Source organism: Mycobacterium sp. ABE4_509, from assembly GCF_056160785.1.
The window spans coordinates 24,231-38,783 of the sequence record NZ_JBSWXU010000020.1 but is presented as its reverse complement, the minus strand read 5'-3'; the positions used below and the strand labels follow the sequence as shown (position 1 = coordinate 38,783).

The 14,553-nt window shown below is 68.9% G+C and carries 11 protein-coding genes and 1 pseudogene; 5 read left to right on the top strand and 7 right to left on the bottom strand.

Annotated elements, in window-relative coordinates:
* Positions 1–23 precede the first annotated feature (23 nt).
* Positions 24–647 (bottom strand): TetR/AcrR family transcriptional regulator, encoded by a 624-nt coding sequence (locus tag ACXAID_RS07010; protein ID WP_475021471.1) that lies wholly within the window; start codon positions 645–647, stop codon positions 24–26.
* Between ACXAID_RS07010 and ACXAID_RS07005 the strand changes: the two are divergent.
* Together ACXAID_RS07005 and ACXAID_RS07000 are read left to right on the top strand one after the other, a co-directional pair.
* Positions 547–1,304 (top strand): annotated as a pseudogene (locus ACXAID_RS07005) (SDR family NAD(P)-dependent oxidoreductase). The gene ACXAID_RS07010 and the pseudogene ACXAID_RS07005 overlap by 101 nt on opposite strands.
* 42 nt (positions 1,305–1,346) lie before the next feature.
* On the top strand, positions 1,347–2,684 hold the full coding sequence (locus ACXAID_RS07000; protein ID WP_475021470.1) for an APC family permease: 1,338 nt from the start codon (positions 1,347–1,349) through the stop codon (positions 2,682–2,684).
* A 3-nt stretch (positions 2,685–2,687) separates the two neighbouring features.
* On the opposite strand, the gene ACXAID_RS06995 is transcribed toward ACXAID_RS07000, so the two are convergent.
* Positions 2,688–3,917, bottom strand: coding sequence for a hypothetical protein (locus ACXAID_RS06995; protein ID WP_475021469.1), 1,230 nt, complete (start codon positions 3,915–3,917; stop codon positions 2,688–2,690).
* A 271-nt stretch (positions 3,918–4,188) separates the two neighbouring features.
* On the opposite strand from ACXAID_RS06995, the gene ACXAID_RS06990 reads away from it, so the two are divergent.
* Positions 4,189–4,638, top strand: coding sequence for a hypothetical protein (locus ACXAID_RS06990; RefSeq protein WP_475021468.1), 450 nt, complete (start codon positions 4,189–4,191; stop codon positions 4,636–4,638).
* 19 nt (positions 4,639–4,657) lie between these two features.
* Positions 4,658–7,003, top strand: coding sequence for an arylsulfatase (locus ACXAID_RS06985; protein ID WP_475021467.1), 2,346 nt, complete (start codon positions 4,658–4,660; stop codon positions 7,001–7,003).
* Between the two features lie 2 nt (positions 7,004–7,005).
* Here ACXAID_RS06985 and ACXAID_RS06980 read toward each other — a convergent pair whose 3' ends face one another.
* From ACXAID_RS06980 to ACXAID_RS06960, 5 genes are all read right to left on the bottom strand, one after another.
* Complete coding sequence (locus ACXAID_RS06980; protein WP_475021466.1) at positions 7,006–8,028, bottom strand: fused (3R)-hydroxyacyl-ACP dehydratase subunits HadA/HadB; 1,023 nt, start codon at positions 8,026–8,028, stop codon at positions 7,006–7,008.
* Positions 8,029–8,161: 133 nt separating this feature from the next.
* The gene (locus ACXAID_RS06975; protein ID WP_475021465.1) at positions 8,162–9,844 is read right to left on the bottom strand and encodes a 3-ketosteroid-delta-1-dehydrogenase; all 1,683 of its coding nucleotides are present in this window, start codon (positions 9,842–9,844) and stop codon (positions 8,162–8,164) included.
* A 128-nt stretch (positions 9,845–9,972) separates the two neighbouring features.
* Positions 9,973–12,081: a hypothetical protein gene (locus ACXAID_RS06970; protein ID WP_475021464.1), complete on the bottom strand. Its 2,109-nt coding sequence runs from the start codon at positions 12,079–12,081 to the stop codon at positions 9,973–9,975.
* Positions 12,082–12,236: 155 nt separating this feature from the next.
* Positions 12,237–12,977 (bottom strand): SDR family oxidoreductase, encoded by a 741-nt coding sequence (locus tag ACXAID_RS06965; RefSeq protein WP_475021463.1) that lies wholly within the window; start codon positions 12,975–12,977, stop codon positions 12,237–12,239.
* 153 nt (positions 12,978–13,130) lie between these two features.
* Positions 13,131–13,394 carry a hypothetical protein gene (locus ACXAID_RS06960; RefSeq protein WP_475021462.1) on the bottom strand — a complete coding sequence of 88 codons (264 nt, stop codon included), beginning with the start codon at positions 13,392–13,394 and terminating at the stop codon, positions 13,131–13,133.
* Positions 13,395–13,469: 75 nt separating this feature from the next.
* On the opposite strand from ACXAID_RS06960, the gene ACXAID_RS06955 reads away from it, so the two are divergent.
* Positions 13,470–14,531, top strand: coding sequence for a glycoside hydrolase family 6 protein (locus ACXAID_RS06955; protein WP_475021461.1), 1,062 nt, complete (start codon positions 13,470–13,472; stop codon positions 14,529–14,531).
* The last annotated feature ends 22 nt before the right edge of the window (positions 14,532–14,553 follow it).

Here is a 14,553-nt window from a genome sequence, read left to right as displayed (position 1 = left end):
GGCCCGCCGATGCCCTTGCGCTGTCACCCGTGTCGCGGCGCCCGCAACCCCAGAGTGCGCCGGCCGGCGGGGATAAGCTCAGCCTGCAGTGAGCCCTCGGCGAGGCCGCCGTAGTCCCCGCCGACGGCTGCCGCGATACCCGACATGACGAGCGCGGCTCTGACCCGGCCGCCGGCCCCCGGCTCGGCCCCGGCGAGCAGGTCGGTCTGGCGCTGCACGACAGTGCCCAACTCGGGGCGCTCGCGCAGGAGTTCGGCGACGCTGGGATCTCCGGTCAGGACAGGTAACAGGCTGCGGTGAGCGACCGCGAGCCCGACGTAGCCGGTCAGCATGGCATCGGCCCGTGCCCGGGCACCCCGATGCGACTCGGTGGATTCGACGAGACCGGCCAGCTGCCCGATGACGGGTTCGACGATCGCCGCGAGTAGCTCATCGCGGGTGTGGAAGTGTTGGTAGATAGCAGATTTCGTGAGCCCCAGCTCGTCGGAGATCATCTGCAGCGAGGTGGTGGTCGTCGTCGGCACCGGGCAGCTGCCGGGGGCCGGCGTGGGCAACGGCCGGGCCACGGCGGTGCTGGCCGCGCGGCATGGCGCCGAGGTGGTCGCGGTCGACCGCAACCTCGACTCGGCGCAGGAGACGGTCGACATCATCTCCGGCGCAGGAGGCAACGCGTATGACGTGCGCGCCGATGTCGCCGAGAAGGACGACTGCCAGCGCATCTTCGATACGGTCATGCAGCGCAGCGGCCGCGTCGACGGCATGGTCTACAGCGTGGCGACCAACCCGCCGTTCAGCCGGGAATCGAACTCGATGTCCACCGAGAACTTCAACGGGGCATCAACGTCAACATGCTGGGGTGCTTCCACTGCAATCTCTTCGCCGCCCAATGCATGGAGAAGAACGTGGGGGACACCACCGGCAGCATCGTCAACGTCTCGTCGATCGCCAGCATCAAGAACGAGGTCGGGCTCAACATCGGGATCATGCCCTACGCCCTGGGCAAGTGCGGGCTGAACTACATCACCGAGCTGACCGCCGTCCAGTACGGCGGCGCCGGGGTGCGCGCCAACACGCTGATGCTGGGCCCGATCGACACGCCGCTGGGGAACAAGGATTCGCAGTCGCTGTTCGGGTTGCAGCCCGACGAGGTCGAGGATGCCTTCACCGATGTCTCGAAGCTGAAGATGGGGCGGGCCACCGCATGGGAAACCGGCTATGCCGCGCTGTATCTGCTGGCCGACGAGTCACGATTCATGACCGGCCAGCAACTTCGCCTCGACGGGGGCGCGACCCTGGTGCGCTGAGCGGCCAGCGCAGCCGCCGGAGGCGACGTAGGTTCTCCGGTGATGGCTTCCGGCACCCAGCTGCAGAAGACCCTGGGCCTGCGCTCTGCGGTGCTGTTCGGGCTGGCCTACATGACACCGATCATCGTCCTCGGGATTTTCGGGGTCATCGCCGAACGGTCCCGCGGTGCCAGCGCCGGCGCCTATCTGTTGGCCACGGTGGCGATGCTGTTCACCGCGCTCAGCTACGGCGTCATGGCGCGGCATTTCCCGGTCGCCGGGTCGGCCTACACCTACGTGCGCAAGGCGATGGATGCCCGGCTGGGTTTCCTGGTCGGGTGGGCGATCCTGCTGGACTACCTGTTCCTGCCTCTGGTGATCTGGCTGATCGGGGGTGCGTACCTGCAGGAGGAGTTCCCGGGCGTACCGCACTGGGTGTGGATCGTCGCGTTCATCGTCGCGACGACGATGCTCAACGTCGTCGGCCTCAAGGTGGCCGACCGCGCCAACTTCGTGCTGATGAGTTTTCAGCTGTTGATCGTGACGCTGTTCGTGGCGCTGACGGTGGCCCATCTGACCGGCCGCTCCGGCGCCGGTGTCTCGGCGCTGCTGTCGGTGCAACCGTTCGTCGGTGACGGCGGTTTCTCGGCGATCGCCGCGGGTGCGGCGGTGGCCGCCTACTCGTTTCTGGGCTTCGACGCGATCAGCACGCTGACCGAGGAGATCCACGACGCGTCGCGCACCGTTCCGAAGGCGATCGTGCTGGTGGCGCTCATCGGCGGCGGCATCTTCGTGGTGGTCGCCTACACCGTCAGCCTGGTCGCGCCGGGAGCCGACTTCGCCGACGCGAACTCGTTGGCCGAGGACATCGCCTACACCGTCGGCGGGTCGTTGTTCGGCGCCGTGTTCCTGGCCGCACTGGTGGTCGGGCAGTTCACCTCCGGGCTGGCCGCTCAGGCGGCGGTGTCGCGGTTGCTGTTCGCGATGGGGCGCGACGGTGTGCTGCCGCGCCGCGTGTTCGGGATGGTCTCGGCCCGCTTCCGGACCCCGGTGTTCAACATCGTGCTCACCGGGGCGATCGGGTCGGCGGCGCTGTTGCTGACCGTCGCGTCGTCGACGTCGTTCATCAACTTCGGTGCGTTCACCGCCTTCTCCCTGGTCAACCTCGCCGTGGTGGCCTACTTCGTGCGCAACCGGGGGCAATCGCTGCCGCTGTGGCGCTACGTGCTGTTGCCGTTGGTGGGCGCTGCCGTGGACATCTACCTGCTGACCCACCTCGACGCCGACGCGCTCGTGGTCGGCGGATCCTGGGCGCTGATCGGTGCGGTGTACCTGGCGTGGTTGACCCGTGGATTCACCCGGCCACCCCCCGAGATGACCGGGATGACCGAGGTGCACTGAGGCCTACTGTGCTGCGCCGTCAGCGGCGAAGGTCTGCCGAACCGTCGGCAGCAGCAACAGACCGGCGAGCAGCCACGCCGTGACCGGCAGCCACAGCAGCGCCTGCATTTGCGCGCCGCCGCCGCCGAGATGACCGGCCACCACCGCGATGCGGACCAGCGCGGCCATTGCCAGCACCGAGTACATCGCCCCGACCGCCCGGCCCTCCCTGCCCGCGTGGCCCCAGCGCAGCGCCGCGGCGACGGCGCTCATGGTGACCGCACCCGAGCAACTGCCGCAGACGAACTGGGCGATGCCGAGTACCAGCACGTCGCCGGCCAGCCAGGCCACCGTCGCCGCCGCGGCGGCCAGCAGCGCCCCGGTCGCCATGACGGGCAGGCCACCGAACCTCTTGGTCAGCAACGACGCAGGCAGCATCGCCACGCTGAAGCCGATCCAGAACAGCGAGAGCAGGTTCTGCAGCTCGGGCGGACCGACGAATCGGAGGAACAGCGGCCCGGAATTGATGAAGGCGTGCACCTGGTAGGCCATGCCGAGCAGCAGGACCGCGACCAGGAACCGGGTGAAGGGGGCCGGCGGTAGCGGGGGCGCCGACTCGGCCGACGGTGCGGTGCGGGCCAGCGTGCGTTCGGCCCACACGATGGACCCGGTCACCACGAGGACCGATACGGCCGACGCGGCGAACATGATTCGGGGGTCGTAGGCGGTGGCCCACATCCCCAGAAACGGTGCGGCGGCGCTGGAGAGGCCCAGACCGAGCAGGAACAGCGAGCCGAGCCGGGGCTGCTGATCGGGTGGGGTGTAGCGGCCGATCAACGTCAGCGGCGGTGCCCGCAGGGCCGAGGAGGTGACCGCCCACGTCGCGACCAACACCAGGAACAGGCCCGGACCGAGGTCGGTGACCAGGGGGAGCAGCAGGTATGCCAGCGCCGACACCGCGGTCACCGCGGCGACGATCTTGCCCAGTCGGCCGACGACGCCGGCGACGGTGTCCGAGGCCAGCCCGGTCGCCCAGTCGCACAGCACGAAGATCAGCTGGTCGGCCACCAGGATCCACGGCACCCACGACGCGTCGATGCCGGCCTGGGCGGCCAGTTGGGGCAGATAGATGACGTAGATGACCCAACTCAGGTTGAACACCAGTTGCAGCAGACCGAAGTACGCGCCAACCCGGGACGACACCGGACGCCCGCCCGAGAGGCCGGCGCGTTCGTCGCTGCGATGCGTGGTCACACCCGGGTCGGGCTTCGCTGGAGCCGGATCGCGCGGCGCTGTTCGGCGGAATCCCCGAGTCGCACTACCTGCCTCCTCGGGTCGCGCCTGCCGGTGACGACTCCAGGGCCGCTGAACAGGGAGTCTATGCGCTCTGCGCTCGGGGGCGTGGACGTCGCGACGCGGTGGCAATCCTGTTGGGAAGCCGGGTCAATCGGCGATACGGAGGGGGAGGTAACACCTCCATAACGAGCTCTTGTCATGACTGACAGTTTTCCATATCGTGTCAGTCATGACAGAATTGTGGAGGCGGATACCGCGGCACCTCCTGATCCGTGCGGCCTACCTCGCTGCCGGACTCAAGATCGGATCGCTGTGGCTGGTTCAGGGTGACGGGTCACCGATCGAGCACGCGGTGCGCCTCATCGCACTGCTGGCCGTGGTGATGCTGATCGCCGAACTGATACGCCGGGCGGCCGCACGGCGCGGCCGGCGGGTCGCGCACCACCCGATCGGCCGGTTCCTGCTGGCCAAAGTCGCACTGGTCGGCCTCGCACTCGCCGCCGGACTCGCTCTCGATGGCGTGCTCGCACACGCCGAACTGTGGGTCGGCGTCGGACTGATGCTGTTCGTCGCGCTGGTGGGGCCCCGCATCCACCCGTGGCTCATGAAGGCCGACCAACCACCCAGAGCCGACAGCCCCAGCGAACTCACCGACCAACCCGCCCTCGCGGCGCTCTAGCAGAATCAAGGACGACAGCATGGAATTTCAGGGAACGGTCAACCAGGACATCCGCAACTCGGTGCCCGACTGGGCGCCCTACCGGGCGCCGAGCGCACCCGACGGGGCGCCCAATGTGCTGTACCTGTTGTGGGACGACATCGGGATCGCGACGTGGGACTGCTTCGGCGGTCTGGTCGACATGCCCAACATGAAGCGCATCGCCGACCGCGGGATCCGGTTGTCGCAGTTCCACACCACCGCGCTGTGCTCACCGACCCGGGCAGCGTTGTTGACCGGCCGCAACGCCACCTCGGTGGGGGTTTCTTCGGTGGTGAACATGGCGCAGGGCTATCCCGGGCACAGTGGACGCATCCCGTCCGACACCGCGCTGCTGCCGGAGGTACTCGCCGAACAGGGTTGGTCGACATACGCGGTGGGCAAGTGGCATCTCACCCCGCCCGAGGACTGTCACGCGGCCGGCTCGCGGCGGTACTGGCCGCTGAGCCGGGGTTTCGACAGGTTCTACGGCTTCCTCGACGGGATGACCGACCAGTGGTATCCGAGCCTGGTCAGCGACAGCCGCCCGATCGACCCGCCGGCCAGCCCCGAGCAGGGCTATCACCTGTCGAAAGACCTCGCCGACAACGCGATCGGGTTCCTGCGCGAGCACCGGTCGGCGGCGCCGGACAAGCCGTGGTTCATGTATCTGTGCCCCGGCGCCGGGCACTCGCCGCACCAGGTCGACGCCGAGTGGGCCGACCGGTACAAGGGCCGCTTCGACATGGGCTATGAGCGCTACCGCGACATCGTGCTCGACAATCAGAAGGACCTCGGACTGCTGCCCGAGAGCACCGAACTGTCGCCGATGAACCCCTACGCCGAGGCCACCAGTGCCGAGGGACTGCCGTGGCCCGAACACGACACCGTCACCCCGTGGGACTCGCTCTCGGAGGACCAGAAGCGGGTCTCGAGCCGGATGTGTGAGGTGTTCGCCGGCTTCCTGAGCTACACCGACGCCCAGATCGGCCGCATCCTCGACCATCTCGAGGCGACCGGCCAGCTGGACAACACCATCATCGTCGTGATGTCCGACAACGGCGCCAGCGGCGAGGGCGGGCCCACCGGTACCCTCGACGAGTTCGTGCCGCTGCGCGGAGGGATGTCCGCCGAGCCCACGCCGGACAGGATCGACGAATTCGGCGGCCCGGGAACGAAGATGAACTACTCCAACGGCTGGGCGATGGCGTTCAACACGCCCTACAAGCTGTTCAAGCGGTTCGCCTCGCACGAAGGCGGCATCGCCGACCCGTGCATCGTCTCGTGGCCCGCCGGCCTGCCCGCACGCGGCGAGGTGCGGGAGCACTACGCCCACGTCAGCGACGTCACCCCGACGGTCTACGAGCTGCTGGGCCTGCCCACCGCCGGCACGGTCAAAGGCATCGCCCAGCGCCCACTCGAAGGAGTCAGTTTCGCTGCGGCGCTTCGTGACCCGGACACCGACCGGGCCAAGCGCACCCAGTTCTACTCGATGATGGGCACCCGGGGAATCTGGCACGACGGCTGGTTCGCCAGCGCCGTGCACCCGCCGACCTCGGCCGTCCCGGGACGGCCCGGCTGGTCGCGGTTCTCGCAGGACCGCTGGGAACTGTTCCACATCGACACCGACCGCAGCCAGATGCACGACCTGGCCGACGAATACCCCGACAAACTCACAGAACTCAAATCGCTGTGGCGCCAAGAGGCGGCTCGGCACAGCGCCTACCCGCTCAACGATCTCAGTGTGTTCGAGCTCATCGAACGCGGGCTGGTCGACCTGGCGGGCTCAGCGTCGCAGGCGGTCTTCTACCCCGACACCCCGGCGGCGCAGACACCGATGAGCGGACTGGTGCGCGGGCGGTCGTTCGTGCTGCGCGCAACCGTCTCGATCACCGACCCGGAGCCGACAGGGGTGGTGTTCTCCCAGGGCAGCAGGTCCGGCGGCCACGTGCTCTACCTCGCCGAGGGCCGGCTGCGTTACGTCTGCAACCACGACGGGACGGAGCAGGCCGTCTGCTCGTCCGAACCGATCACCCCCGGCCGGCACGAAATCACCGTGCGATTCACCCGGACCGGCACGGGGACAGGCATGTTCGACGTGGTGGGCGACGTGGAACTGCTGATCGACGGACGCGCGGCCGGTGCGATGGAGCGGATGCAGATGTCCGGGTTCGACCCGATGCAGCCGGTCACCGCCGGACGCAGTGTGGCGTACTCGGTGTCAGCCGACTACACCTCGCCGAACCCGTTGTGTGGCGCGGACCTGGACCGCGTCACAGTCGACTTCATCGAGCAGGGCGACCAATTCCACGAGGCGGTGGTGGCGGCCGGATTCGCCGCCGAGTGAGGTCAGCCGAAGCGCATCTGCATGGTCGCGAGCCCGAAGATCTTGCGGGTCCCCGACTTCGCGGTGACGATGACCACGCCCGAGCGGGTGGCCGGGTCCAGCGACTTGATCCGGCCACCGAATTCGATGTCGGCGCCCTCGGCGGCCGACACGATCGCCGGGGCGGACAGCCGCACCGCATAGCGGGTGACCGCGCCGGGGTCGCCTGACCACGACGAGGCGAACCCCGCGCCCAGGCCCATGGTCAGCATCCCGTGGGCGATCACGTCGGGTAGCCCGGCCAGCTTGGCGATCCCCTCGTCCCAGTGGATCGGGTTGGCGTCGCCGGCCACGCCGGCGTAGTTGACCAGGTCGCCGCGGGACAGCCGGGTGTGGTGGGCGGGCAACTCGTGACCCACCTTGACGTCCTCGAACAACGGCGTACCCGGGGTGCGGGTGGCGCCGGCCTCGGCGATGCGGACCTCGCCCTCGGGACGGACCGTCTTCTGGTAGGCGGCGTCGGACGCCCCGACGCTCATGATGTCGACGTCGTGCATCATCGCGCGGTGTACGGCCGCCTTGATCGCCGGGTCGACGTCCTCGGCGGTGACACCGACGACGGTGGTGTGCAGCGTGTGCACCCGCTCGCCCACGGTGTCGGTGAAGGTGTTGGTGACCGTGATCAGGTCCCGGCCGGCGATCTTGCGCACCGAGGTGAGTTCGACGTCGATGCGCAGTTCGTCGCCGGCGACGATCGGACGATGCTGTTCGAAGACCTCTTCGGTCTGCATGTAGGTGTCGTATCCGACCACCACTTCTTCGAACATCCGGCGATTGCAGGTCATGCCCGGGACGGAGGTGAACGTCACCGGGGCCACCAGACCCGAATACCCCTGCTTCTCGGCGGCGGCGACATCCCAGTGGACCGGGTGGTAGTCCTGCACGGCTCGGGCGTACTCGCGGACCTTCTCGCGGCCGACCAGGTAGGGGTCGTCCATCTGGTAGTAGTGGCCCACCCGCGCTTCGAGTGCCGACGGTTCGGTCATGGATTCGTCCAACTTTTCTGCCGGCTGGTTGCGGAGGCCGACCACAGCACACTAACCCGCCCGCCGGGCGGCCCCGGACGCCGATACCCGCCGCGGTGTCGGCCTGGCCGGCACCGTCGCACGCCGAGGGGTGCTAGGAGCGCGGCTGCTGCGCGGCGTGGCGCGCAGCCAGGTAGCCGAAGACCAGCCCCTGGCCGATCGTCGCCCCGGCACCCGGATACGTGGTCCCGAATGCGTTCGCCGCGGTGTTGCCGGCCGCATACAGTCCCTCGATGACGCTGCCGTCCTCACGCAGCACCCGCGCCTGTGCGTCGGCGCGCAGCCCACCGCAGGTCCCCAAATCGCTGAGCACCGCCCGAACCGCGTAGAACGGGCCGTGCTGCACCGGGCGCAGATTGGGGTTCGGTCTGTTGGTCGGGTCACCGTAGTACCAGTCGTAGGCGCTGCGCCCCCGGGCGAAGTCGGGGTCCTCACCCGCGGCCGCCTGACGGTTGAAGCGCGCCATCGTGGCGGCGAACGTCTCGGCCGGCAGCCCGATCTGTGCTGCGAGGCCGGCCAGATCATGGCTCCGGTAGGCGATGCCGGCCTGATACCACGACTTCGGGATGGGCATGCGCGGGAACAGTTCTCCGGCCATCAGATAACTGTTGCGGTACTTCTGGTCGAAGATCAGCCACATCTGTTCGATCGGGTTGCCCATCCGGCCGGCCGCCAGGACGCGCTGGCCGAAGGACATGTAGTCGCACGCCTCGTTGACGAAGCGAGAACCGTTCTGATCGACGATGAGCGAACCCGGCAGCGACCGCTCGGCGAGCATCATGGGCGGCTCGGCACCCGGGAGCGGGGCGAACGCCGGGAACCACCACGCCTGGTCCATCAGCGCGATGTCGGCCCCGACGTCCTGGGCGACGCGGATCGCGTCGCCGGTGTTCCCCTCGGCCCCGAGGCTGAGCCCCGCACCGACTTCCTCGGACTGGTACTTGTGCCGCCACTCCATCTTGTGGTCGAAGCCGCCCGCGGCCAGCAGGACCCCGCGGCGTGCGGTCACCGTCACCGAATGTCCCTGTCGCGTCAACACGGCGCCGGTGACGCGCCCCCCGTCGACGACGAGTTCGTCGAGCCCGGTCTCGGTCCACACCGGGATGCCGGCCCGCAGCGCCCCGGCATACATACCAGCTGCCAGTGCCTGACCCGCCGCCACGTAGCGGCGGCCCACCAGGAGCCCTCCGACGCCCTGGAATACACGTAACAGCATGCGCGGCAGCGCTTTCTGCGGGTAGCTGGTCAGCAGATTCATCAGGCGGTAGTCGGCACCGGTGACGGGCATCGGGATCGGTGGCTTCAAGATCCCGGGGCGAAGCGTCTTGCGGTGTCTCCCGAGCACCGAGGCATTGAACGGGCGGCACTCACAGGTCCGTCCGACCACGGTGCCTCCGGGCAGCTCCGGGTGGTAGTCGGAATAGCCTTTGGCCCAGCTGAACTTCATCGGGGTGGTGCGGTCGAGCATCTCGATGGTCGCGGAGCCGTGCGTCAGGAAGCTCTCGAACCGTTCTCGCGGTGCGGCGTCACCGACCAGGGTGCTCAGATAGCGGCCCGCGTCGGCGAGGGTGTCGGTGGATCCGGATCGCTCGAGCACCGGGTTGGCGGGCACCCAGAACGCTCCGCCGGACTTCGCGGTCGAACCGCCCACGTATCGCGTCTTCTCGACCACCAGCGTCGACATGCCGAGTTCGCTCGCCGCCAGCGCGGCCGCCATTCCGGTGCCGGATCCGATTACCAGGAGATCGACGGTGTGCGTGCGCGTGCTTGTCGTCATCAGGTTTCCTCCGCCGCTGGACCGGGGCCGACTCTATTGGTCGGCGGGCCAACGCGAATCGGACCGTCCAGTGAGCGGAACACGAGTCCGGCTCGCGGCGTCTTCGGCCGGCACCGGCGCCGGGCGACTCAGGCCTGCGGGTAGGGCGCCCAGCGTCGGTCGTAGCCCGCCTTGCGGGCGGCCAACTGTGCCGCTCGCTGTTCCGGGGTGTAGTACACCGTGCCGGCGGGCAGGTGCTCGTCGAGATCCTCGAGTTTGACCACCACCGACGCAACCGTGGGCATCTCGGGAGAATCGGGGTCCAGGTTCTGGAATCGCATCGAGATGATCCCCTGATGCAGCCCGCCGGTGGAAATCCAGTTCGCCACACCGGGATCGGCGATCGAGACCACCAGGGTGTAGGTGCCGTCCGGGTTGGCCAGTGCCTGATCGTCGTTCAGGCTGGCCTGCTCGTTCCAGTAGTCGTCGGTGATCGTCCAGTCGTTGTAGACGGGAACGGTGAAGAACCCGGCGTTTCCCTCGTCGATGGTCAGCACCAGCGCCTCGTCGTCGGCGAGCTGGAAGTAACCGTTGCTCTGCAACTGGTTGGCCAGGAACTCCGCGTTGCTGGCCGGCTGGGTCATCACGTTGGGTGGCCGCAGCTCACCGGTCTCGGTGTCGGTCGTCGCCAGCGCCATGTACTTGGCCTGCTCGGATCCCCGGACCAGCATGAGCAGGGCGGTCAGCGTGCCGCGCACGGGGCGTGACTCGGCGATGCCCAGCGGCGGGATCAGCGACAGCACCGAAGCCAGCCCAGGATTGTCGTTGACCAGTGAGCCGAGCAGGACGAAACCGCCGAGCTGGGCGAACAGGCTGTTGGGCGGCCCGCCGACCCGGTGCACGGCGAGCTCCATCGGCTCCTCGACATCCCAGTCGCCCAGCGTGTTGCGGGCTGCCACCAGCGTCGAGGTCGAGGTCAGCTGGAGATGATTGGTCTGTCCGGGGGCCGCGGGAGCGCCGCTGACGGTGATGACGAAGGTGCCGTCGTCGCTGACCTCGAGATCCTGCAGGGACAGGATCGTCGAGGTCGTGCCGGCGGTGCCCTCGAGCACGCTGAAGGTGGTGTCGGCGGGGATGCCCTCGTAGATGCGGCCGGTGAGCACGTACTCGGCGGTCTTGTTCACCGGGATGAACCGGTAGATGGTGTCGGGGTTGTCGTAGAGCAGCCGTGAGCCGCCGACGTCGATCCCGTACCAGCTGTGCGGCGGTGCGACCTGGGTGACCACCGCCGGATCCATCGGGTTGAGGATCTGCTGCTGGAAGGACGCCGCCAGGGCGTATTCGTCGATCGCGTTGTCCAGCGCGGCCCGATTCGCCGCGTCCGGGCCGCCGACCAGGGCGAACTGGTGCTGCGCCGCCGACAGGAAGCCGAACCGCAGGGCGAACTTCACCAACGCCACCGGCAGTGACCGCGAGGTCTGCATCGCGATCTTCTCCCGGGCGATCTGCTCCGGGGTGCCCAGCGGGCTGACCTGGTTGCTCAACGTGGTCTGCGGATGGGTGGTCTCGGTGACGGCCACGCTCTGCGCGGCGGCGGCTTGCGGTGTGCTCTCGGCGTCGGTGTGGCGGCGGCTGTAGGCCACCAGCCCCCAGTCCGCGGGCGAGGTGACCGGGGCCGCCGGGTCGTCGGCCTCGGCGGGGGCGAACGTGGCCACCGCCGGCGCCTCGACCGTGACGGTCGCCGACGTCTCGGTGCCGCCGGGGGTGGCCTCCGGGGAATCGGACTCCGACTCCGACAGCAGGTCCTCGCCGTCCTCGGTGTCACCGGCATCCTCGGTGTCCGCGGTGACAGGGTTCAGCTGGTCGTCCGGCGCATCGTCGATATCGATGTCGTCGGCGGTGTCGGTGTCGTCGGTGTCGCGGGCCGCCTCGGCGGGGTCGTCGGTGGCTGCGGACCGGGGTGTCCGCGCCGTGTAGCTGGACCTGCGGGAGTCGGCCTTGGACGGTTGCGTCGACGCGGTGGAGTCAGCGGTCGACGCGTCGCTCGCCGCCTCCGAGGACGCCGCCGACGAGGAGGATGCCGACGAGGACGACTCTGCGGACTCCGACGACGAGCCGTCGGTGTCGGCGTGGGCGGTGCCGGGCACGCCGAGCACGGATCCGACGCCCAGGAACAGCGCGAGGGCGCCCACTCGGCCGATGAACTTCGCGTACCCCGCCGCGGGCCGTGACTCTCCCGGGTCTGATGGACGACTCATGCCGCCTCCCGCCTGATGTGTGATAGATCACTCTGATCCACAAGGTGTAGCAGGAGTCACAGCAGAGAGCAACAACTAGTTGAGTCCGTCTCGCAGATGAGACAGATCAGTGAGTTTGTCGTGCCGGTGGGTGGAGGCGTCCGGCCCGATCCCGGTCAGGCGGTCATCAGGTAGTCGGCGCCGCCGAGGTAGACCACGCCCGGGGCGGGTGTGGCCGTCGCGGCGTTGACGATCGCCGCGGCGAACTCGTCGACGGCCGGAAGCGGAGTCTGCGCCCGGCGCACGTCCACCACCTCGGGATCGCGGCGCTGCAACAGCCGCACCATGGTGGTGCTGTCGATCATGTCGCCGGAGACCACGGTGAAGTGGATACCGGACCGCTCGAACTCCGGCCGCATCGCGTAGAGCGCGGTCTCGCCGGCGCGCTTGCTCACGGCGACCGCGGCGTAGCCCTTCGGCACCGCTTTGTCGGGGAAGAAGTGCGCCTGGTGGCTGGTGACGAACACGATGCGCGCACCGATCGGCATCAGCGGCAACGCGAGCGTCGCGAGTCGCTTGGTCGCGTCGCGGTTGAGCCGCATCGCGTAGCCGGGGTCGGCATCCACGTCCAGGCCCCCGGGTGCGTTGAGGACCAGGGTGTCGAGCCGGCCGAATCGGGTGCCGATGGCCTCGATCATCCTCGCGACCTCGGCGTCGTCGCAGAGGTCGGCCGCGATGGTCGAGGCATGGCCGCCGAGGCTGCGGATCGTGTCGGCAATGGACTCCGCGTGCCGGGATTTCTCGCGGTAGTTGACGATGACGTGCGTACCGGGGTCGGCGAACTGCGACGCGACCTCGGCGCCGATGCCCCGTGACGCCGCGGTGACGAGGACGATCTGTTCGGGTGTGAGTGCCATGGCGACTCCTTCCGTTTCGACGGCCGGACCCGGGACTCCACGGGCGGCCGGTCTTCGCCACCCTACACCCATTTTTAAGAAAAATAAGGGGAAAATAAGGTCACGGTAAGGCCATGAAACGGTCGCGCTCCGGGCCGCGCACCCGCCCGGGGATCAGGCCGACCACGGCTTGTCGTCGCGGTCCCGGCCGCTGTCGGCCGCAGCGGAGTCTGCTGATTCTTCGGTGTCCGGCTTCTTGCCGCTGAGCCGGCGCAGCCCCGACGAGAGCCGGAACAGGGTTCGAGACGGCGTCGTCGGTTCTCCGTCGTTGCGGCGTTGCAGGAACCGGGCCAGCTTCCTCAGCACCAGCGCCACCGCCGGCACCAGCAGCGCCGTCAGCACCCAGCGACGAACGGGCGAACTCAGCAGTGCGAGCATGCGGCCTCCTCGGCGAACTCCGGTGTTGACCGGGGCATACCCGTGACCAGGCCCAGGCCAAACGATGCGCGGGCGATGCCGGGGGCGGCAGCCAGAACGAGCGTTTGGCGATCACTGCGAAGCCGCACTACGTTTCCTGACGTGACGTTCTCAGCTGCTCGCGCGGTCGCGCGGTGGATCGCCCCTTTCCTGACCGTGGCGGTGGTGGCCGCACTGGGCGCCGCCGTGGCCCCGGTCCGCTCTGGTGACGCGCCGGCGGTGCGCCTGGCAAGTGAAGCGAACCCGCTGGTGGGGCTGCCCTTCTACGTCAACCCCCACTCGAAGGGGATGCGCGCGGCCGGCAGCAACCCCGATCCGCTGCTGGCCGCTGTGGTGAACACCCCGACCGCGTACTGGATGGACCACATCTCGACACCGGCGGTGGACGCGAAGTACATCGCGACCGCTCAGGCGGCCGGCACCATGCCGGTCCTGGCGCTGTACGGCATCCCCAACCGCGACTGCGGCAGCTACGCGGCGGGCGGGTTCGGCTCGGGCGGCGCCTACCGGGCGTGGATCGACGGTGTCGCCGCAGCGATCGGCACGGGTCCGGCCGCGGTGATCCTCGAACCCGACGCGCTGGCCATGGCCGACTGCCTGTCTCCGGCGCAGCAACAGGAGCGCTTCGACCTCATCGCCTATGCCGTCGACACCCTCACCCGCAATCCGGCCACGGCGGTCTACGTCGACGGGGGGCACTCCCGCTGGGTCGCCGCCGACGTGATGGCGGACCGGCTCAACCGGGTCGGCGTGGCCAAGGCCCGCGGCTTCAGCCTCAACACCGCGAACTTCTTCACCACCGAGGAGTCCATGGGCTACGGCCAGGCGATTTCGGGCATGACCAACGGATCGCACTACGTGATCGACACCTCGCGCAACGGCGCCGGCCCCGTCGAGGGTGACGACCTGTACTGGTGCAACCCCAGCGGCCGGGCCCTCGGCGTGCGCCCCACCACCGATACCGGGAACCCGACGGTCGACGCCTTCCTGTGGGTCAAGCGACCCGGTGAGTCCGACGGGGCGTGCCGGGGCGCGCCCAGCGCCGGCACCTTCGTCAGCCAGTACGCCATCGACCTGGCCCGCAACGCGGGCTGGTAGGAGTCGTCGGTGGGCCGGCGCG